18 protein-coding genes and 1 tRNA gene are annotated in these 21,572 nt (G+C 44.3%); 7 read left to right on the top strand and 12 right to left on the bottom strand.

Features of this window, described 5'->3' with window-relative positions:
* From ACO1R6_RS01150 to ACO1R6_RS01105, 10 genes are all read right to left on the bottom strand, one after another.
* Positions 1–478 (bottom strand): sulfatase-like hydrolase/transferase (locus tag ACO1R6_RS01150; protein ID WP_486261625.1); only part of this gene is annotated, 478 nt, incomplete at its 3' end.
* A 37-nt stretch (positions 479–515) separates the two neighbouring features.
* Entirely contained in the window at positions 516–1,928 is a 1,413-nt protein-coding gene (locus tag ACO1R6_RS01145) for a glycoside hydrolase family 140 protein (protein WP_486261624.1), read from the bottom strand.
* Between the two features lie 108 nt (positions 1,929–2,036).
* Positions 2,037–3,347 (bottom strand): glucuronyl esterase domain-containing protein, encoded by a 1,311-nt coding sequence (locus tag ACO1R6_RS01140; RefSeq protein WP_486261623.1) that lies wholly within the window; start codon positions 3,345–3,347, stop codon positions 2,037–2,039.
* A 119-nt stretch (positions 3,348–3,466) separates the two neighbouring features.
* On the bottom strand, positions 3,467–4,492 hold the full coding sequence (locus ACO1R6_RS01135) for a nucleoside hydrolase (RefSeq protein ID WP_486261622.1): 1,026 nt from the start codon (positions 4,490–4,492) through the stop codon (positions 3,467–3,469).
* A 730-nt stretch (positions 4,493–5,222) separates the two neighbouring features.
* A complete protein-coding gene (locus ACO1R6_RS01130) occupies positions 5,223–6,761 on the bottom strand; it encodes a YifB family Mg chelatase-like AAA ATPase (protein WP_486261621.1) in 1,539 nt (512 codons plus the stop codon).
* Positions 6,762–6,921: 160 nt separating this feature from the next.
* A complete protein-coding gene (lpcA, locus tag ACO1R6_RS01125) occupies positions 6,922–7,506 on the bottom strand; it encodes a D-sedoheptulose 7-phosphate isomerase (RefSeq protein WP_486261620.1) in 585 nt (194 codons plus the stop codon).
* Complete coding sequence (locus ACO1R6_RS01120; protein ID WP_486261619.1) at positions 7,490–8,023, bottom strand: hypothetical protein; 534 nt, start codon at positions 8,021–8,023, stop codon at positions 7,490–7,492. Before ACO1R6_RS01120 ends, lpcA begins: the two co-directional genes overlap by 17 nt.
* Before the next feature lie 107 nt (positions 8,024–8,130).
* Entirely contained in the window at positions 8,131–9,978 is a 1,848-nt protein-coding gene (locus tag ACO1R6_RS01115) for an ABC transporter ATP-binding protein (protein ID WP_486261618.1), read from the bottom strand.
* Positions 9,979–10,221: 243 nt separating this feature from the next.
* On the bottom strand, positions 10,222–10,710 hold the full coding sequence (locus ACO1R6_RS01110) for a DUF6644 family protein (RefSeq protein WP_486261617.1): 489 nt from the start codon (positions 10,708–10,710) through the stop codon (positions 10,222–10,224).
* Between the two features lie 2 nt (positions 10,711–10,712).
* Complete coding sequence (locus ACO1R6_RS01105; protein ID WP_486261616.1) at positions 10,713–11,072, bottom strand: DUF6152 family protein; 360 nt, start codon at positions 11,070–11,072, stop codon at positions 10,713–10,715.
* A gap of 220 nt (positions 11,073–11,292) precedes the next feature.
* Here ACO1R6_RS01105 and ACO1R6_RS01100 point away from each other — a divergent pair, with 220 nt between their 5' ends.
* Positions 11,293–11,697 (top strand): DoxX family protein, encoded by a 405-nt coding sequence (locus ACO1R6_RS01100; RefSeq protein ID WP_486261615.1) that lies wholly within the window; start codon positions 11,293–11,295, stop codon positions 11,695–11,697.
* A 112-nt stretch (positions 11,698–11,809) separates the two neighbouring features.
* Here the strand turns inward: ACO1R6_RS01100 and ACO1R6_RS01095 are convergent, their stop codons facing one another.
* On the bottom strand, positions 11,810–13,489 hold the full coding sequence (locus ACO1R6_RS01095; protein ID WP_486261613.1) for a hypothetical protein: 1,680 nt from the start codon (positions 13,487–13,489) through the stop codon (positions 11,810–11,812).
* A 423-nt stretch (positions 13,490–13,912) separates the two neighbouring features.
* Between ACO1R6_RS01095 and upp the strand changes: the two genes are divergently transcribed.
* The 3 genes from upp (at position 13,913) to ACO1R6_RS01080 (ending at position 16,407) form a co-directional block, all read left to right on the top strand.
* Positions 13,913–14,560, top strand: coding sequence for a uracil phosphoribosyltransferase (upp, locus tag ACO1R6_RS01090; protein WP_486261611.1), 648 nt, complete (start codon positions 13,913–13,915; stop codon positions 14,558–14,560).
* Positions 14,561–14,732: 172 nt separating this feature from the next.
* On the top strand, positions 14,733–15,146 hold the full coding sequence (locus ACO1R6_RS01085; protein ID WP_486261609.1) for a hypothetical protein: 414 nt from the start codon (positions 14,733–14,735) through the stop codon (positions 15,144–15,146).
* Positions 15,147–15,576: 430 nt separating this feature from the next.
* Positions 15,577–16,407 (top strand): hypothetical protein, encoded by an 831-nt coding sequence (locus ACO1R6_RS01080; protein WP_486261607.1) that lies wholly within the window; start codon positions 15,577–15,579, stop codon positions 16,405–16,407.
* A 424-nt stretch (positions 16,408–16,831) separates the two neighbouring features.
* On the opposite strand, the gene ACO1R6_RS01075 is transcribed toward ACO1R6_RS01080, so the two are convergent.
* The gene (locus ACO1R6_RS01075; RefSeq protein WP_486261605.1) at positions 16,832–18,169 is read right to left on the bottom strand and encodes a DEAD/DEAH box helicase; all 1,338 of its coding nucleotides are present in this window, start codon (positions 18,167–18,169) and stop codon (positions 16,832–16,834) included.
* Positions 18,170–18,571: 402 nt separating this feature from the next.
* Between ACO1R6_RS01075 and ACO1R6_RS01070 the strand changes: the two genes are divergently transcribed.
* The 3 genes from ACO1R6_RS01070 to ACO1R6_RS01060 all read left to right on the top strand — a co-directional run bounded on the left by ACO1R6_RS01070 (position 18,572) and on the right by ACO1R6_RS01060 (position 21,180).
* On the top strand, positions 18,572–19,906 hold the full coding sequence (locus ACO1R6_RS01070; protein ID WP_486261603.1) for a dihydroorotase: 1,335 nt from the start codon (positions 18,572–18,574) through the stop codon (positions 19,904–19,906).
* A gap of 72 nt (positions 19,907–19,978) precedes the next feature.
* Positions 19,979–20,055, top strand: a tRNA-His gene (locus tag ACO1R6_RS01065).
* 216 nt (positions 20,056–20,271) lie between these two features.
* On the top strand, positions 20,272–21,180 hold the full coding sequence (locus tag ACO1R6_RS01060; protein ID WP_486261601.1) for a PfkB family carbohydrate kinase: 909 nt from the start codon (positions 20,272–20,274) through the stop codon (positions 21,178–21,180).
* Positions 21,181–21,572 lie beyond the last annotated feature (392 nt).

Genomic DNA, 21,572 nt, shown 5'->3' with positions numbered 1-21,572 from the left:
AGCCTTTTTTATTAGGTTCGCCGGTGGTGCCTTCAACTCCTAAACCCCATTTGCCGATTAAAACGGTTTTATAACCAGCTTTTTGCAAGACCTCGGCTACGGTTAGGTCTTCGGGTTTTAACTCTACGCCAGCTCCAAAACCTTTGGGCCCGATTTCGTAATTGCCCCGCACCCGGGTATGGCCGGTGTGTAAGCCGGTCATGAGGGCGGCGCGCGATGGGGCGCAAACCGAACTGCCAGCGTAATGTTGGGTAAACCGCATGCCTTCGGCGGCCATTTTATCGAGGTGGGGCGTGCTAAATTTATCCTGACCGTAGCAGCTCAAATCGCCGTAACCCAAATCGTCGGCTAGAATGTAAATAATATTGGGTTTGGTCTGGGGCGTTTGGGCTTGGGTGGAGGTTTTGGTTTTAGAAGAGCAGGCCATTAAAAGCCAGACCAAAAAGAAGCAGTAAAGAACTGGTAGTGAATATTTCATGCGTTAATTAATTATGCTATTTAATAGGCGGCGCCACTTATTTATGGGCCGTAAAAGCGGTGCCGGGAGCTTTAAATTTTTTCTGCGCATCGTCGAGAACCAAAACCCAATCGTTGCCCTGGCCCTTGGAGGGTGGGGTGAATAATTGGCTGCCGCTGTTCTTAAATCTGCCGGCCTGGGTACTTTTACCGGTCCGGGGATCGTACCAGTAGCCGTTTACCTGTTTACCCGATATTTTGCCCATGTTTACTGTAAAAGGCTGACCGGTGGCGCTGTAAACAAATAAATAATCTTCGCCGCGGGTAGCTTGAATGTGATCAGGACCGGTAAGCGCATCTGTAATAAGGGATTGGTCGGGTACGCGGGTTAACATGGGCCGGGAGGTCATCAGGTTGCGCACATAAGTCATTTGCACGGCACCAGGTAAATCTAAGGCTTCGTACCAGGGCCGCTGCGGACCATTAACCGGTTTGCGGTTGGGCTGCCACATTTGCCAGACATCGTGGCAACCGTACGTGTGGCCGTGGGCACCGGCAAATAAATGCCAGTAAGCGGGTTTGCGTAAATCGGCGGCGGTAGAGTAACCATTTTCTTTGGCGTTAAAACAAACCGGGTGATCTTCGTAAATGGGTTCGCCGTCCATAGTAGGTTTGATGCCGGGCAGTTGGTAATCGTGCGCTATTTTTTCGTAGGTAGGTTTGTCTTTGCAGTGGCCCGTCTGAAACATGTTAAAATCCAGCCAGGCATCCTGGTGGAACCAGGTAGAAGAGCCGCCCTGGTCCTTGGGTTGCGGGTGGTAGGTCATCAGTACCTTATCGGGGTTGCCATTGCCGGCACCCGCCGTAATGCCGGCTGCCATGGCGCGCCAAACGGCAATATCCTGCTCATGCCGCGGATTCCGGTCGCCGCCTAAAATCCAGATAATATTTTTCTTGTTTTTGTAGCGGTTACCCAAATACCGGCCAAAAGCTTCCGCATTATCGGGGTTAAATATTTCGGGACCGGCTCCCCAGCTGTTTTTAAAAACCTTATCGCCCCAGGTAGGCAGTAACCCAATAAATAAACCTAGCTCATCGGCTTTATTTATAATGTAATCTACGTGCTTAAAGTAATCTTCATTGGGTTGCGTAGGGTCTTCGTTTTTTAAAGGTAAGTGCCCGTACGGGTTCGGGTCGCGCAGCCCGTCTAATTCGGCCAATACCACCGCCTGAATAACCGTAAACCCTTTATTAGCTCGGTTTTGCAGGTATTTATTTGCTTCTTCGCGGTTAAGCCGATGAAATAATTCCCAGGCAGTATCGCCTAAATAAAAGAAAGGCGTGCCGTCGGCTTTTACCAAAAAACGTTTGTTATCGCTTACCCGCAAGCTTTGGGCATAAGTGGCTTGGGCTAAAAACAACATAACCAAGAGCAAAAATTGGGTAAATAAGCGGGTAAAAGTGGTGGTCATGGCAAGTATTAATAAAGCGTAGCTTAAATTTAAGGTAGGGTTAATTTTATGCTGGCCCGAAATCAAAAAGATACTCCATTGCTGTTTTCAAGCCTGTAATATTTTACACTATCTTTTAAACTGAGCGTTGGCAAAGGCAATATATTGCTGCCAGTCGTACAGGGTAATATTGTGTCCGCCCGTGCGGATGTGGTAACGAATGGTTTGGCCTACGGGCTGATCGACAGGTGGCATTTTGGTTACCCCTAATCCTTTTTTGCCAAAGAGCGCATACACCGGTTCGGCATGTACGGCACTTAAAAATTCACCTTTGGGGTCGGCCCAGGCATCATCTACCGCGCTGGCTACATACAAGGGGCGCGGGGCCATTAAAGCCAGCAACATGTGCTGGTCGACGGGTAATTTATCGGGCTGGTTGTTGTACGTTTTAAACTGGGGGCTAAACCAATGCGGAAAAGACGTATTAATAATGGCCGTTGTTTCGCCAAAGTTACGCCGGGCCAAAGCCGCGCCGCCTTCGCCGGAATTATTAGAAATTACCAGCGCAAACCGGGTATCATTGGCCGCTGCCCACAAAGCGGCTTTGCCTAACCGCGAATGACCCGTTATGGCTACTTGTTTGGCGTTTACTCCTTTATCGGTTTCAAGGTAATCCAACATGCGGCTCATACCCCAGGCCCAGGCTCCAATAGCGCTCCATTCTTCGGGTTTAATATTTAACGCTGAGCTTAACGTTGTCCGGATACCGGTTTGCCAACCTTCGTTGTAGTCGGGTTCTAAATCGCCGTAGTACGCAGTGGCTACCCCGTAGCCGCTCGCTAATATTTCTTCGATGGGCCAATTTTTAACGGCATTGCCCCGGTGGGCTTCGGTTGCCCGGTTATTTACTACTTTGTTTGTAGGTGTACTCCGTTGCCAGCGGGTAGAAAGCAAAATGCCCGGGTCGGGGTGTACCGAGTGGTTGCCGCTAAAATTTAAGCCGGTAAATAAAGGTACTGGTTTTGTTGCTGATTTAGGTAAATACAGCAATATTTCCATAGTGGGCGCATCGGCGGCCTGGTTAAAAAATACAGTTATTTGTTTCCTGATGGCTTTACCGTCCAATGCTTCCTGATCTACCGAATGTACTTTAAAGTGCAGGCCTTTGGGTTTACCGGGCATTTTGCCGTATACGTGCTCCCGAAACAACTGCAACACGGCCGGCCGTTGGGTATTGGTCCATTCTTTGGCCGAGGTGATGCTTTTACCGGTGGCGGTTTTTAGCGGATCGGGCAAAGTATAGGGCGCTACTTTGGCTTCGTCGAGGTTTTCGCCCCGGCTTTGGGCTTGGGTTGCGGTAATACTACCTAAAATGATACCGCTGGTTACTAAAACCGTTTTAAAAATATTCGCTGCAAAATTGAGTACCAATATTTTCATGGTGCTGATGGTAAAGGAGAGGAATAATATTTCCGGATTATATTTAGAAAGATTATGGCAAAAAAGGAAGTGCTTACCTCACATATATTTATTGGCTTTGCCTGAATAAATTTAAACGGCTACGGTTTGGTCTTTAAAGCGGGCGGGGCAACCATCAGGTCTTCAATTATTTTTTGTACCTCGGTAGCCGGTTTCTTTAAAATCAGGTAACTGTGGTCTTTGTCGGTATCGCGCCGCCACTCGTTCTTGCCGTCTTCGAAGATAAAATTATAGCCCTTGCTTTCTAAAGTCCAGTTATCTTCGGTGCCCCGGATGGCGTAGAGCAAAGCCGTTTGGTCCCAGCTCTGGCGGTCTTTGGTTGTTTTATCTACAAATGGGTGGTTCTCGAACGAAGCGCGCACCGGGTTATCTGCCGGGGTTTCGGTAAGTAAACGGCTACCCGTCCGGATGGCGTTACCTATTTCAAAGCCGCTGTACACAAGGGGCGTGGGCCAGGTTTCGGCTATTAGTTTAGCGGCATCGGGGGCAATTTTAATATTCCATTCGTCGCCTTTCGGAAAAGCCGCGCCCATTACCGACAGTAATTTTACTTTTCTTTTTACCAGATCCCTCCCATTTAATGGGCTATACTGGTCCGGATTGGTTTGCAATAAATCAGCCAGCAACCTTTCGGGACCCACGGCCACAATTACCACGCTTTTGTCAGGTTGTTTCGCTAATATTTCGCGGTACAGGGCTACGGCATCGGGCGCATTATTGCCGTGTTTTAGGTCGTGGGCAAAGTTCCGGGCCAGTTTGGTATTGTAGTGGTCGAATAATTTACCTTGGTAGGTGTAGTTGCCTTTGTAAGTACCAATCGGGATATTGGGCCGGCCGTAATAGGTATTAATTACATCCATAGCCGGGGCTCCCATCGGGTCCGCCATCGGAAACATAGTCGCTAATATTTCGGCTTCGCCGTTATCGGCAAATTTGTGTAGCAAGGCCATTACGGCCGCATCATCGCAATCTTGCCCCAGGTCGCTGTCCAGAATAACTTTTATTGGTTTGTGTTGGGCGGAGGTGTTTAGGGGGCGAGGGTTACACCCGGCGGTTATTATACCCAGAGCAACCAGCCCGAAGGTTAAATATATAATTTGCTTCATTTTATAAAAGTAAAATCTACTAAAAGACACGGCTTTTAAGGTAAGCAATATATTTTAGTAGCCTTACATTTTTTACAGAAAGCAGTAATTTCTTGATTTATACTTTTGGTTAAACGGTTTATTTTAAAGTTGAAAAGGTAAAAACAAAGGTTATCTCAAAAGAGTAGGATAACCCTGCTTTGGATTGGGTTTAATTTAGGGAGGCTGGCCTAATCGTTTTATTTAAAACATAATTGCACAGCGGGCATATGGTAATTGTAAGTAAACCATACAAAAACAAACCCGCCGGGTAAGGTCTGGCTACAAAAAGCTTTATAATAGAAGCATCGGGCAACAGAAATCCCATGATTAACATTATAAAATAAAACACTAATAGTTTTATTAAGAATGAGCGATCCTTCAGGTTTGTTTGAATAAACAGGAAACAATAAGGAAACAGCACAAATATTAAATAGGTCCAGGTATATACAAAAAAGGTATAACCCCAGCCTGTGTAAAAATAAGTGCCAAATGTTGGAACCCCCGCCGGATTGTATGATTTTAGGAGTAAACCCCTAAATAACCCCGTAAGCACCGGAACTATAATAATACTAATAGCCAGTAATCTGGAAATTAAATAAGCTTTCATATTAATTTTTAATCGCCATCACCCGACAAAGTACTTAACCATTGCCTTCATTGGGGCACTTCCCTAACTAATTTTTATCTGGCTCAGCGGTCCAGAAGTAAATTACCCGGCCCAGCCTTCTCTGTCTAAACTTCGGTATTGGATGGCTTCGGCCAAATGTTCGATTTTTATTTCGGGGCTGTTGGCTAAATCGGCAATGGTGCGGCTTACTTTTAAAATGCGGTCGTAAGCCCGGGCCGAAAGCCCTAAGCGTTCCATAGCCGTTTTGAGTAAAGCTTTGCCGGCGGCGTTAATCTGGCAAATATCTTTAACCATTTGCGAGGGCATCATGGCATTCGAATGAATATCAGAAAAATCTTTAAACCGCTCTTCCTGGATTTGGCGGGCCATTACTACCCGTTCCCGAATAGTGGCGCTGCTTTCCGACGGGCGGGTCTCGGTCATTTGGTCGAAAGTAACCGGCGTAACTTCTACGTGCAAATCAATACGGTCGAGGAGGGGGCCACTTACTTTGTTCAGGTAGCGCTGCACCATACCCGGTCCGCATACACAATCTTTCTCGGGGTGGTTGTAGTAGCCGCAGGGGCACGGATTCATGCTGGCAATAAGCATAAAATTAGACGGAAAATCGATGGTGAGTTTGGCCCGCGAAATGGTTACCCGGTGTTCTTCTAAAGGCTGCCGCATAACCTCCAGCACGGTACGTTTAAACTCCGGTAGCTCATCCATAAACAGCACGCCATTGTGCGCCAACGAAATTTCGCCGGGTTGGGGAACCCCGCCGCCACCCACTAAAGCCACATCCGAAATGGTATGGTGCGGCGCCCGGTAAGGCCGGGTAGACAGGAGTGAGGCTGCCGTGCCCAATTTACCCGCCACCGAATGAATTTTGGTAGTTTCCAGGGCCTCTTGCATGGTTAAGGGCGGTAAGATAGAAGGCAAACGTTTGGCCAGCATGGTTTTACCGGCACCCGGCGGACCAATCATGATGACGTTGTGGCCACCAGCTGCAGCAATTTCTAAAGCTCGCTTAATATTTTCCTGACCTTGTACATCGGCAAAATCGGCTTGGTACAGGTTTACCGTATTCTGGAAAATATCGCGGGTATCTATTTTCAGGGGCGGGATATCGGCTTTCTCATCAAAAAAATCTATGGCTTGCCGGATATTTTCTACGCCCAATACATCCAGTTTATTAACAATAGCCGCTTCGTGGGCATTTTGGATCGGCAAAATAATGCCTTTATAGCCTTCTTTCCGGGCCTGAATAGCAATGGGCAAAACACCTTTTATCGGCCGCAAAGTACCGTCTAAAGAAAGTTCGCCCATAATCAGGTAATCACTTAGTTTTTCGCCGCGCATCTGGTCCGAAGCTGCCAATATTCCCAGCGCAATGGGTAAATCGTACGCCGAGCCTTCTTTCCGGATATCGGCGGGAGCCATATTAATAACTACTTTCTGGCGGGGCATGCGGTAGCCGTGCTCTTTTAAAGCCGATTCGATGCGTTGCTCACTTTCTTTAATGGCGTTATCGGGTAAACCAACCAGGTAGTACCGGGTGCCCGGTGTTACGTTAACTTCTATGGTAATGGTATAGGCATTAACCCCGTGCACGGCACTGCCAAAAGTTCTGATGAGCATAAAATATGAAAAGGCTTATAAATCTTATAAAAGAATATTTGCACCCAAACAACCAGCAGAAAGCTTAAATTCCTTATCTTAATTTTTCTTCAGATAAATAAAGCATTATGGCCGGCATCAGTAAAAAAGATTTTACCTGGCTTTTAACAGCACGCAGCAACTAAGCGGCTACCCCTTTTTCTATTAATAATATTAATATATGAATTACCTTAATATGGATTTCCTGAATACGGTCGGCATAGCCAAAGTGCGGCACCCGGATTTCAATATCGCTTAAAGGGGCCAACTGGCCGCCATCTTTGCCGGTAAGGCTAACTACTTTAACGCCTTTGGCCCGGGCGGCGGTGGCGGCGTGTAAAATATTGCCGGAGTTGCCGCTGGTACTAATACAAAGCAAAATATCGCCAGGTTGGCCCAGGGCTTCTACGTACCTCGAAAAAATACGCTCGTAGCCATAATCGTTGGCAACACAGCTCATGTGGCTGGCGTCGGCAATGGCAATAGCCGGTATAGCCGGCCGATCGTGGCGATAACGGCCGGTAAGTTCTTCGGCAAAATGCATGGCATCGCACATAGAGCCGCCGTTGCCGCAAGACAATATTTTACCTCCTGCCCGAATGGCCGTAATCATTAATTCGGCGGTTGCCTCAATTTGGGTAATATTTTGCGGATTTTCTAAGAAAGCATGTAAAACCTGCTGGGCCTCGTTTAGTTCGGCCAGTATGCTGTTACGGTTTTGGTTCACGGTTGGTATCAGTATCAGAATTTTTAAACGGGTAATTTTCCGGCTCAACCGGGCGCGGCGGAATTGGGGCCGGGGTAATAATTAAATCAGGATTGCCAGCTGGGTTATTGGTGCCAGCAACCGGCTCGGGGTAAGAACGGCCCGGCGGTGGCACCATAACGGGTGTTTTGGGGTAAGCCGTAGGTGAGGGGTGCTGTACCTGGGCAGCTTTTAAAGCTGTAATTTCGTCGGTATGTTTATTTTTTAAATCTACCAGTTCTTGTTTGTGGTCGTAGAGGCTGGCTTTTAGCTCGTTTATTTTACGTTCATATTGTCCAAAGCCGCGCTTCAACAAAAGTACATACGCGTTCTCAACGATTAATTCCAGTAGCATTAAAATTCCGCCGGCAACAAAGAAGTTGGTGTAAAAAGCCGGGTTTGTTTTTTGACCAATATTTAAAATATCTAAGTAAATAAGGGCTGCCAATACCAGGTAAATCATTACCAGAATATTAACAATTTTTTTCAGGGTTTCCATAGTGGTTTTTATTTATAGCGGTAGGTAAATATTTATTTTACGTAAACTCTTTAGCACCGGTATTATACTTGTTTTAAGTAACATTATTGCTAACCTACCCGATAAATTTAGCTAAGCTGCTGCGCCGTAACCTGCATTTGATTTAGGCGGGTATACAAGCCATTCAGGTTCAGCAATTGTTCATGGGTGCCACGCTCAATTATTTCGCCGTGTTGCATTACCACAATTTCATCGGCGTGCTGAATGGTACTTAAGCGGTGCGCAATTACCACCGAAGTCCGGTTTTTCATGAGGTTGGTAAGGGCTTCCTGTACCAGTTTTTCCGATTCCGTATCTAAGGCTGAGGTTGCTTCGTCGAGGATAAGTACCGGCGGATTTTTAAGAATGGCCCGGGCAATACTAATGCGCTGCTTCTGCCCACCGGATAGTTTGCTACCCCGATCCCCGATGATGGTTTCGTAGCCGTCAGGGGTTTGGGAAATAAATTCGTGGGCATTGGCAATTTTAGCGGCTTGTATTACTTCGGCCTCGGTGGCATCGGTTTTGTTAAAAGCAATGTTGTTAAAAATGGTATCGTTAAACAAGATAGATTCCTGCGTTACCACGCCCATTTGTTCGCGTAAAGAATAAAGCGAGCAATCCCGGATATTATGCCCGTCGATGTAAATAGCGCCGGCGGTAGGATCGTAAAAACGCGGCAATAAATCGACGAGGGTAGATTTACCACCACCCGACGGCCCGACCAAAGCAATGGTTTTGCCTTTCGGAATAACCAAGTTAATATTTTTAAGTACAGCTTCGTGCTGGTAACTAAACGATACATTGCGAAACTCAATATTTTGCGTAAATGCGGGCAGGCTTATGGCTTGGGGCGTATCGCGGATGAGCGGCTGGGTATCAATAATTTTAAGAATGCGGTCGCCGGAAACCAAACCCCGCTGAATATTACTAAAGGCCGTAGAAATAGCTTTAGCGGGCACCAGCACCTGCGAAAACAAAATAATATAGGTAATAAATTCGCTGGCACTTAAATCGGAGGTTTGGTTTAGTACCAGATTACCGCCGTAAAATAAAATACATGCTACCGCAATTACGCCCATAAATTCAGAAATTGGCGAAGCCAGGCTGCGTTTGTTCGTGATAGATTCAATAATGCGCGCGTAGCGGTTATTTTGCTGATTAAACTTTTGCAGCACATAGTTTTGCGCATTAAAAGCTTTAATAATACGCATGCCGCCCAAGGTTTCATCGATAATACTCAAAATTGAGCCCAACGATTCCTGCCCCTGTACGGCCCGGCGTTTTAGTTTTTTAGAAATTAAGGAGATTACGTACCCCGAGAGCGGCATAATGAGTACGGTAAAAAGCGTAAGTTTTACCGACATCGAAAATAAAATAACAAAGAGGCCCACAATGGTAAAAGGCTCCCGCACCACCACGTTTAAGGTGCTAACCACCGAGTTTTCTACTTCCTGCACATCATTGGTTAACCGCGACATAATATCGCCTTTGCGCTCATTCGAGAAATAACCAATCTGGAGTTGGGTAATGCGTTCGTACACCTCGTGCCGCAGGTTACGTACAACTTTGGCCCGCACTTTACCCTCTAGTCGCAGGCCCAGGTACCGGAAAAGGTTAGATAGAAAAACCGAAATAATAATTAAAATACAAACAAACTGCAGAGCCGCTACTTTGCCATTTTCCAGGATTATATTGCCAAAATAATAATTAAATAAGCTTTTAATATAAGCAATATCCAGCGAAAAACTGGGCTTTTGTACCATAGCGGTTGCTTCCTGGTTGCTTACCGTATCGAACAATACATTCAGGAGCGGAATAATAAGCGTAAAATTGAAGAGGCCGAAAAGAATGCCCAGGAATGTATAAATAAGGTATTGCGGTACAAAATCGCCGAAAGGTTTTGCGAATTGCAGAATCCGTAAATATGTTTTCATTAGGGTAAAGGTACGCCTTTGTGCCGAGGCGAAAAAACCCAAATTGTTAATAATTTTAGTTGGCTCAAATTAAATGGCGGTATGGGCCTTAAAATGAACAGGAAGTAGTGAGCTATGTTCAGGTGGTGTATTGGTACTTTAGCCAGATATTTACCTTTAAATAATAAAGTAATTTTGTCCCGGAAAAACAGCTTGAACTTAAGCTAAAGCCATTGATTATTCAGCGGGAAAAGGTTTTTAAGATTAATAAGCCAGCCAACGCCCGCAAATAATAATGCTTAACCAGAGCACGATCGAAAAGACAGCGGCCAGTTTGGCACCGGGAGGCGTAATTTTGTTTATTTCCCAGAAAGCTACCGTGCGGTATGTAAAATAATTAAACCAGCCGGCATTTAAACCAGCTAAAACCAGCAAAGCCATTTTTAACCAGAAAGTATTATTACCCGCTAAATCGGTAGCATTGGTACTAAATAATAATACTCCAGACAGTACCACCAGCCATAAACCGCGCCGCGACCAGGGCAACACGTGTTGGGCCAACTGGCTTACCGATAGTTGCGACGAAAAGCCCAGTAAGCGTAAATCAAATAGAAAGGCAGCCCCAACCAGCAAAGCAATACCAACCAGGTGCACCACTTCTAAAGCCGGGTAAAGCCACACCGATTGCCGGATGGCCACCGACCAGGCCGCGTTTTCGAGGTTAAAAAGTTGCTCAGGAGAAATAAGCCCCATGCTTACCGCCGCAGCTCGTATTTTTTATCCTGAATAAAGATTCTTTCGGCGCGCATTTCGTCTTTTATTTCTCTATGCGGATAACCTACTACCCTTACCGAAGTGCCTTTTTTTAACATGGCTTGGGTTATGCCGCGTTCCTGCATCCGGCTGGTCGGAGCCAGTACCACGGTCCAGGTTTTTTGGTTAAACTCTATTTTGGCCGTAGCATGCGGATTTTCGTAAACCGCCGACTGAATTGTGCCGGTATAATCTAAAGGTTTTTCCTGGTCGTAATTTGCCCAGCCGTGGTGAATAACAAAAGTGTACAGGATGTGGGTTAACACCAACAACACCAATACCGAAAATTTAGGTAAAGCCATCGTGTTAAAGATTTAAATGTGAGGATTTTATAAGTAAACGGCAACATTCCAGAAATATTACCATTTACAGAGATTTATACGGGCATTTAAGAATTTAAACTTGTTTTACCCAGCTTAAGTATAATAAATAGCTATATACAGGTAATATCTTAAAGTCTGACCTTTTAAAATACCGGCTAGTAGGTTATTATCTTTTATTTCACTTTTAAAATAAGAAGCTATGGAATCAACCTCAACCGACACGGGCAAAGTGGTACTGCGTTTAGCAATTGGCGGATTGTTACTCCTGCACGGTATTAGTAAATTAATGAATGGTATAGATGGACTGTTGCAAATGCACGAAGGAAAAGGCTTGCCGGGCTTTATTGCTTACGGCGTTTATATTGGCGAAGTAGTAGCACCTTTGCTGGTTATCCTGGGTTTCCGGGCGCGGCTGGCCGGGTTAATTATTTCTTTTAATATGTTGTGGGCCATTCTCTTTGCCCACACTGACGAAATATTTAGCCTAGGTAAATCTGGTGGTTGGGCCGTAGAGTTACCGGCCTTGTTTCTGTTGGGCGGTATTGCTATTTACTTCCTGGGCGCTGGTCGCTACGCTGTTTCTAACCGGAGCCGCTGGGATTAATACAAACGTCACCCGTAATATTTATTTACCTTTATTCAAAAAATAAAGTGCCCGGCGTGGTTCTATGGGTAGTAGAACCGCGCCGGGCATTTCGCGCTTTTTTAGTTTCTGTTTAAAATTCGTGGATACGTTGCGGGATATTCCACCGGAATGAGACTGAGGTAAAAGAAGTATTGTCGTTTAAACTGGCCAAATCGCTTTGCCGCCGCCGGATAATTTGTTTTACATCGAGAAACATGTTGTGCCGTAATTGCCACGAAGCGGTTAAATCCAGGTGCACCAGGCTGGTAGGATTTACCTGGGCTACTTTGTGGCCGTATTCTTGCTGGCCGCTGTTGCTGTAGGGGTGCCGGTTATACGATAGCAGCACGTTAGAACCCCAGTTGGCACTATCGGCATCTGCGCCGTATTTGGTATAAATAGCTTTACCCGTCAGAAATAATTTGCCGGTGGGCTGGTAACGCAGTATTCCAATTAATTCGTACAAGTTGGCACCCATGGGGTGCGCCAGGGGTTGCCGGTAGTGCTGGTAATTGGTAAATTGGTTTTCGTGCTGGTAAGTATAAGGCCGGATAAAATTAAATTCGCCCTGGGCATCTAAATTAGAAATACCCGCTACATCAAAATATTTAGCCCCTAACTGAAAAGATTGTTTATTTGCCCACCAGCCATTGCCAGCCCGCACTTCGCTTAGTAAAAATTCGTCCAGCATTACCTGGCCATAAATTTGAGCGGTTTTAAACAAATTAGCTTTAAAATCAAAACCCAGCAAAGCGTTGTCGTTAGAGCCTAATTGTTGTTCTACGGAGCGGTAAAATATTATCGGGTTTAAATATTGTAACTCAAAACGGCCTTTACCCCGCGCAAAAATCACCGACTCGAACAAACCAATATTTATACCCGGGGTTAAATTAAAGCTCAGGTGGTGGTAGGCAAAATATTTCTTAGGAAACAACTGGTCGCGAAACTCAAAATCCGAATTCATTTCGGCAAAAAGATTCATGTAATGGAGCTTCCAGATTTTGGTATTAAGTTTCAGGAAAAAGTAAGGTGCCGTATAATCCGATAAAATCAAAGACCGGTAACCGTTGCCTATAAAATTGCGATCGTGGCCAAATTGCACATTAATATTTTTGCTGAGACCGTAGTTTATGTAGCCGCGCGCCGTAATAAAATCGTAGCCGGTTTCTTTAAAAGGTTTGTAATAGCCTTCGTTGGGTACAATGGTATCGCGCTGAATGCGTTCGTTTACATAACCCGGAAACCGGGCTTGGTTATCGGTCAGGAAAGTATAAAATCCTAAACGGTTATTAATATTGCCTTCTAGTTGTACGCCGCGGGTGTTTACGTAGCGCATGCCATCCGAATCAGAATCGTTGCCCACCTGAAAGTGCAGTACCGGGTTTAAACGCAGGCTGTAATCCTGGTCGTCGGCATGGAATAAGTCGGCTTTGTTCCGGAAAAAGTATTTGAGCAAAGGCTGGCCGGTAGCCCGGGTTTCGCGGGTCGTATAATCCCAATTATCGTTAAGCAAATATTCTTTGTTAAATTTATCAGCTTCCGATAAATTATTTTGGTCCCAGTGGGCTTCTTCGGCCAGTTTGGCTACATCTAAGCGCCGGTAAGGCCGTAAGCCGGTATGCAAATCGGGGACTTTGCCGCTGTATTTTACGTGTAAGCGGTCGATGATATGGTAAATATCACGGTCGAGGGGAACATAAGTGCCCTGCGCAGAAGACAAAAAGGGTAGAAACAAAAGTAAGAGCAGCAGGTAAGTTTTATGCAAGGTCATAAGCGCTGATAATTTTCCGGAAAGCTACTAAAATATAGGTTTAAATAAAGGATCAAGTTTATTACTCTTATCTGGTAAATTAGTTGGCTTGGCCGGCGCAGCATCTGATATTAGCAACTGACGGCCGGCGCAAGGAGTAAAAGGTTTGTTTTACACCTAGGCTGGCTTTGTTTCCGGGGAAGCAGTTTAATAGAAATTAACCTATTGTGCCGGATTGTTGCGTTAAGTAAGCTTAATAATTTATAGTTTTAGTATATAATTTGCTGTTAATCAGTATTATTGAGAATAAATGTAAATAAGAAAAATATGCCTTAAAAATTTAGGTCTTAGGCTAAAAAAAAACTTTATTTTTGCGGCAAAGCCATAGGCTTGAGTATATTTATGGCAAATAAATAATAACTGACACTCTAAATGGCTTTGTCCATGATTCATATCCTCAACCAAGAACCTTCTGTTGCCAACCATTTTATCGCGGAACTGCGCGACATTTCTATCCAAAAAGATAGCTTGCGGTTCAGACGTAATATGGAGCGGCTCGGCGAAATTCTCGCTTATAAAATTTCTACCCAGCTCACGTATTCACCTAAGCAAATCCGGACTTCTCTGGCCCTAACCGAAGAACAAACCCTGACCGATTACCCGGTTTTGGCTACTGTATTGCGGGCTGGTTTGCCTTTTCACCAAGGATTTTTAAATTATTTCGACCAGGCTGGGAGTGCTTTTGTAGCAGCTTACCGCCTGGAAGCTTCTTCGGATGTTAATGTAAATGTCGATTATTTGGCTGCTCCTTCGTTGGCCGGAAAAGTACTAATTTTGGTAGATCCCATGCTGGCCACCGGAAAATCTTTGGTTCACACGTATAAGGCCATGTTACGATTCGGCCAGCCCCGGCAAGTGCATATTGCCTCGGTTATTGGTAGTCCGGAGGGCGTTGAACACGTACAAAAAGCCTTGCCGGAAGCTAATTTGTGGTTAGGAGCCCTCGACGAGAAACTAAATGAGCAAGCTTATATTGTGCCGGGCTTAGGCGATGCCGGCGATTTGGCTTTTGGTGCTAAGCTTATTCTTTGATTATTACAATTTTAATATCTCTTAGCCCGATTCAAAGAATCTTATTTTTTTACTTAAAATAGTTAGGTGAAACTACAATAAGTATCGTATGTATATCGATATTTAATGGATGAATCTTTTAGTAATTGTGGCAGCCGAAATTTTAAAATATATTTCTGTTTTTTTGCTTAGCATGGTCAAGTTCTTTGGTGGGCCGCTGGCCGGCGTATCTATGGGCTTGCCCTTTGGCGCTACGCTGGCCTTAACGGTGGCCGGCATGATGACCAGTGTGTTTATCTTTTCGGGAGTAGGTACTTTGTTTTCGAAGTGGTACGCCCAACAGCAACGACAAAAGCAAAAACCAATTTTTACAAAAAAGAACCGCCGCCTGGTTAGGGTTTGGCAACGCTTTGGGATGGGTGGGATTGCTTTTTTAACCCCTATTCTTTTAACGCCTATTATTGGTACGGTAGTAGCCACGGTTTTAGGCGCACCGCAACGCCATATTTTGGTGCATATGTTATGGAGTGCGCTTTTTTGGGGCGTAACCCTTACTTTTCTGGTATCACAGGTAGGCCACCTCGATTTGCCTTTCTTACGCCATTAAATTACATACTGCTTTACAAGTTTAATATTTCATTCCGGTGTTGTAGCAATTGGCTGCTTCGCTTTAAAGTCCTTTTCTGGCCTCATCAGAGGGAAATTATATTCTATTGAGCTCATCCTGACTTTCAGCTACTGTTTAGTGCCCGGTAGAGGTACTAATAAAAATTAAAAAAATATTTCTGGGCTTGCAACTCTTTGGCTGTTAAGGTGGTCAGGTTAGCAAGCGGGTTTAAACTTTTGTCTGGAAATAGACCATAAGCCGATTGGCTGGTACACGCTTGTTTGTGCCTTAAGCTATTTTACTTATCTAATTTACCATTAGGCTAAATATTCAATCTGCTTAATTAAGTAAGTTGCCCCAATTAAATTATAGCTAAATGGGATAGCGGTATATTTAAATTAAATCCTTAATGACCTAATAAAATAGCACTATGAAAAATTTAAGTACCGCTGGGCTGTTGCTGGCTTTGGTTTGGCTGATTGCGGGATGTAAAAACGGCAATGAACCCATCCCGGACAAACCTAAACCACAGAAGGCTCCGTCCAAATATTTGCTGCGCAGTACTAACTGGAAAACCTTTGGCGCAACGGCCATTTACCATTACAACCCCGATAGTACCTTAAAACAAGTGCAGCCGTTGGGGCTTGGCCAGGTAACTGATTTTACTTATGAAAACAAGCGGGTTACTGAAGTAATTGCGGCCAGCTCTTTGTACAAATGGCTGTATACCTATAATGCGGCCGGCCAGGTAACGCAGGTTACCAAAGTGCCGCGACAGAGCACAATAGGGGCTACCTTAAAATTTGAATATCGGTATAATGCCAATGGTACGGTAGCCGAAATGAAATATTACCAGCTAAATGAAGCGGGTAGCAAACTTATTTATACCAATACTTACAGTTACAGCGCCGGACCGGAATTAAATAAAATTACTTCAGTAGCCAATACCGGGTTTAAGCTGGTACAGGAAATTCAAAGCTATTCCGATAAGTTTGATTTTAATCCGCTCATTTTTATAAATACTGAACTAAGCGAACAATACCAGCTTTATAATTTGCCGGTGTTGCAGCAACTGGAAAAACTACCCCGGAAAATAGTTGTTACCGCCGAAAAACCGGGCGAAGCACCTTACATCGAAAAAATATACGAAACCGACTTTACGATTAACCAGCTAAAAATAGAAAAAATGGTTAATAAAATTCAGTTCCCCGCTAACCCCACGTACAATACCAGTTCCGAAGTAATGTTTAGTTATGAATAATATGTTATTTACTTATTGCAAAAAAAGCATTAAGCTGTAGCAAGCAACAGTGGTTATAAATGAAGCTGTTTAGTATTTTATAAACTGAATGAAATCATTGACTTGGCTAGGTGTTTTCACCGTAGACTAAAGGTAGCCTTGCATTGCCCTGGTGCTTTAGCCTGGGGTTTTAAGGGCAGTTCCCCGTCTGCTCGTGCCAGTTTGTAGCTGGTGCGTACGGATAAAAAGAAGTTTTTGGACAGTCTGCCAGTTGAAAACTGGTCATTATAACTAGGTATAAGTTACGCTTTGCTAAACTTGCGCCAGCTCTAGCAGCTTAGTCTGTCAGTTATGGTGATAACACCATAACTGGCGACAAAGGCTATTCGAAGCATAGCTACGAAACAGCTTCTATAGATATTTACCTAAGTATCGTTTTTGTTTTCTAAGATTTATTCCGGCGGAAACCCCGGATTTTGGTTGGTTTTTTTTCCTGGAACGGCCGGCCGGTGCGTTTATCAATTACGCCTTCGTGCAGTTTTTCTTTTTTCTCGTGGAAAGCACCTTTAAAATCGGGGTTGGCTTTGCGCTTCTGCTTGTCTAAGTCGCGGGCAATTTCCTGGCCTTCTTCAAAACCAGTTTCGGCTACTATTACTTCGGGCGGTAAAGGTGCTTCCGGAATCTGCATTTTAATAATTTTTTCTATTTCCCGGATGTGGTGTATTTCGGCTTCGTTGGCAAAGGTAATAGAGGCACCGGTTTGCAAAGCCCGGCCAGTGCGGCCAATGCGGTGCACGTAATCTTCGTAAATAATGGGTACATCAAAATTAATAACGTGGCTAACATCACTAATATCAATGCCGCGTGAGGCAACATCGGTAGCTACTAAAAACCGAACTTCGCCGCTTCTAAAGGCTTCCATGGCATTAATGCGGGTGTTCTGGCCTTTGTTGCCGTGAATAACCCGGGTTTCGCCGGTCATTTTTCTTTCCAGAAATTTCGAAACGTTCTCAGCGTTTTTCTTGCTGCGCGTAAATATCATTACCCGGTTAAATTCTGCTTCCTGCTGAAACAGATAAGCCAGCATATTAATTTTGGTGGGCAAATTGGGTACCTGGTAAAGCACCTGCGAAACCGTTTCGACGGGGGTAGCGGCCGGCGTAACTTCTACTTTCATCGGAAACTCCAGAAACTCTTCCGATAATTTTTCTACGCGTTCGTGCATGGTGGCCGAGAAAAGTAAGTTCTGGCGTTTGCGCGGGATAATTTCTAAAAGCCGTCGGATCTGGGGCATAAAACCCATGTCCATCATTTTATCGGCTTCGTCCAGCACCAGGGTTTTAAGTTCTTTCAGTATTAAATCGCCTTTCAGGTAAATTTCCATCAGTCGACCCGGCGTGGCAATCAGAATATCTAAGCCGGCTTTTATTTTCTCGATTTGGGTTTTAGGGCCAATACCGCCGTAAATTGCCAGGTACCGGATATCGGTGTACTTACCCAATAATTTTATATGATCTTCTATTTGCATGGCCAGCTCGCGGGTAGGGGCAACAATTAAAGCCCGCGGATGTGTACCTTGTGCGTACTTTACTTTCATGAGCAAAGGCAATACAAAAGCGGCCGTTTTGCCGGTTCCGGTTTGGGCAATGCCCATTACATCGTGCCCGGCCGTAATCAGCGGAATGGTTTGTTCCTGTACCGGGGTGGGCGTGGTATAACCGGCTTCGGCCACTGCCGTGAGCAATTGTTTGTTCAGTTTAAAATCTTCGAAAGTAGCGGCCATAAAGATATACGTTTATACAAAGGTACGGTAAATTGGCTTGTAGTGATTAGTTCTGAGGAATTAGTTGTTCGTGATTAGCTTTTAGTTGTCAGAAATTAGATTTAATGGGCGTCTTTTAGGCTTTTAATTAGATGGTTACCGCCGGTATCTGACTACTACGCATAATCAGCTTAAGTATAAATTCAAAATGTAGTTCTGATATAATATTTAGTACTAAAGGAAAAGAGATGCGCGTTTGTTACGGAGCGGATTTGCTTTGTAAGCACATCTTTATTTGCTTTGTTTCTGGTAATGATTGCAGAAAACCAGATACCAGTTACTCCTTTATTGGGTTGCTGCCAATCTGTAATGCTTAACTTACCAGTACTAAAAATCGAAATTCGAATATTTAATATCCTATAAATGAAAACCTACCTCATCCGCAATGCCCAGTTAGTAAACGAAGGTAAAATTTTTCGGAGCGATGTTTATGTTAAAGATGGCTTTATTCAGCAAATCTCTGAAAATATTAATTTGCCGGCCGATGAGGTAATTGAGGCCGATGGTAAATATTTGCTGCCCGGTATTATTGATGATCAGGTGCATTTTCGGGAACCAGGCCTAACCCAAAAAGCTGATATATTTTCGGAATCGCGGGCGGCGGTAGCGGGCGGGGTAACCTCGTTTATGGAAATGCCCAATACTGTACCCAATACCACTACCCAGGAATTGCTGATCCAGAAATACGCCATAGGAGCCCAACGCTCTTTGGCTAATTATTCTTTTTTTATGGGCGCTACCAACAACAACCTGGAAGAAGTGCTGCAAACCAATCCGCAAAACGTTTGTGGTATCAAAATATTTATGGGCTCGTCTACGGGCAATATGTTAGTAGATAACCAGGCGGTACTGGAAAAAATATTCCAGGAAGCACCCATGCTTATTGCGGTGCACTGCGAAGACGAAGCCACCATTCGGGCTAACCAGGCCCAGTACGACGCGCAATACGGCGAAAATATTCCCATGCATTGCCACCCCGAAATCCGGAACGAAGAAGCTTGTTATAAATCGTCGGCTATGGCGGTGGCTTTGGCGCAAAAGCATAATACCCGGTTGCACATTCTGCACATTTCTACGGCCAAGGAACTGGCGTTATTCCGGAACGATATTCCATTGGCCGAAAAACGGATTACCGCTGAAGTTTGTGTGCACCATTTGTATTTCGATAAAAGCGATTACGAAACCTTGGGTTCTCAGATTAAATGCAACCCCGCCATAAAAGAAAAGCGCCACAAAGAAGCTCTGCTGCCGGCTTTGCTCGCCGATAAGCTGGATATTATTGCTACCGACCACGCGCCGCATACCTGGGACGAAAAACAAAACCTATATAAAAAAGCGCCGTCTGGTTTGCCCCTGGTGCAGCATAGCCTGGCCCTGATGCTCGATTTTTATAGAAAAGGAAAAATATCATTGGAGCGGGTAGTAGAAAAAATGTGCCATGCCCCGGCCGTATGTTTCGAAATAGAAAAGCGTGGGTACCTGCGCAAAGGTTACTGGGCCGATTTGGTGCTGGTAGATTTAAACCAAACCCAAACGGTAGCGAAAGAAAATATTCGGTATAAATGTGGTTGGTCGCCGCTCGAAGGGCAAACTTTTGCCGGAGTAGTTACGCATACCTTTGTTTCGGGGCATTTGGCTTACGCCAAAGGCCAGTTCGACGAAAGTAAAATGGGGGAGCGTTTATTATTTACCCGATAAAAATAAAAAAATATCTGTTCTCTATTGAAAAACTAAAGATAGTGTGTTACCTTTGCATCACTAAATAATACGGTGGTTGTAGCTCAGTTGGTTAGAGCACCAGATTGTGATTCTGGGGGTCGCGGGTTCGAGCCCCGTCTCCCACCCCAAAAAGCCTCTGCTTATGCAGAGGCTTTTTTGTTTTAGCTTTATATATCCCTATTCAGGCGTTAGGAATGATGTTAGTACTACCACAATAAAGGAATCACGTTATTTAACCAAGGTTGCTTTTTATCTAAAAGTGGCTCTTACCTAATTAGTTTAAAATAAAATCCTAATTTTGCCCGCAAATCAATATTTGTAATTCACTATTAATTAATTTATAAATGAGCTTATTAGTAATTGGGTCGGTGGCGTTCGATGCCCTGGAAACTCCATTTGGCAAAACCGATAAAATTGTGGGCGGTGCGGCTTCTTATATTTCCTTATCGTCGTCGTATTTTGTAAAGCCGGTAAACCTGGTAGCGGTAGTAGGCGGCGATTTTCTGCCGGAAGATATCCAAATGTTTCAGGCGCACGGCGTAGATACCACCGGTTTGCAGATCAAAGAAAACGAAAAGTCTTTCTTCTGGTCGGGCCGCTATTTTAACGACATGAACAGCCGCGAAACATTGGTAACCGAACTAAACGTGCTCGCCGATTTCGACCCGATTATTCCGGAGGCTTACCAGAACTGCGAATATTTGTTGCTGGGCAACCTGGCGCCGCAAGTGCAGCGCACCGTAATTGAACGCCTGCACAACCGCCCCAAGCTTATTGTAATGGATACCATGAATTTCTGGATGGATATTGCTTACGACGAGCTGGTAAAAACCATTGCCCTGGTAGATGTGCTTTCTATCAACGACGAAGAAGCTCGTCAACTTTCGGGCGAATATTCGTTGGTTAAAGCGGCCAAAAAAATAATGACCATGGGACCTAAGTTTTTAATTATTAAAAAAGGAGAACACGGTGCTTTATTATTTGGCCAGAATGAAATATTTTATGCGCCTGCTTTGCCTTTAGAAGAAGTTTTTGACCCGACCGGTGCCGGCGATACTTTTGCTGGTGGCTTTATTGGGTACCTGGCCAAAACGGACGATATAAGCTTTAATAACATGAAGAGCGCCGTTATCTACGGATCGGCTATGGCTTCTTTCTGCGTAGAAAAATTTGGCACTGAACGGTTGGTTAACCTGCAGGCCACTGAAATACAGGCCCGGGTAGACCAATTTGCACAACTGGTGCGTTTTTAATAAATTATTATAACAGCATTTAAGCCTACCGGAAATAATTTCGGTAGGTTTTTTTATGCTTTCAGATAGGTATATTTTTATTCGGGTAATTCCTTACAAAGGTCGGCTGGTATTTAGTTAAACCTTAAAAGAAGTGTTTGAAGCTAAGTTTAAGATGAATGAATATAACTTGGTTTATATTTTAATAAATTATTAATATGCGTTTAATTTAGTAGTGGTATTTTTAAAAAAGTAAATATTTTATTACAACACCTATAATAATTTTGTGTGAAAATTATTTTTATATGTATATTTGTTCAAGCAAACACTAAAAGTTAAGTATATTTTATATTTTGTTTAAAAATAGAATACCTGGTGTTTAATTGTTAAGTGCAATTAGTCTTCTTGTCGGT

The sequence above is a fragment of the Adhaeribacter sp. genome (assembly GCF_057359045.1).
This window is presented reverse-complemented; position numbering and strand designations above follow the sequence as displayed.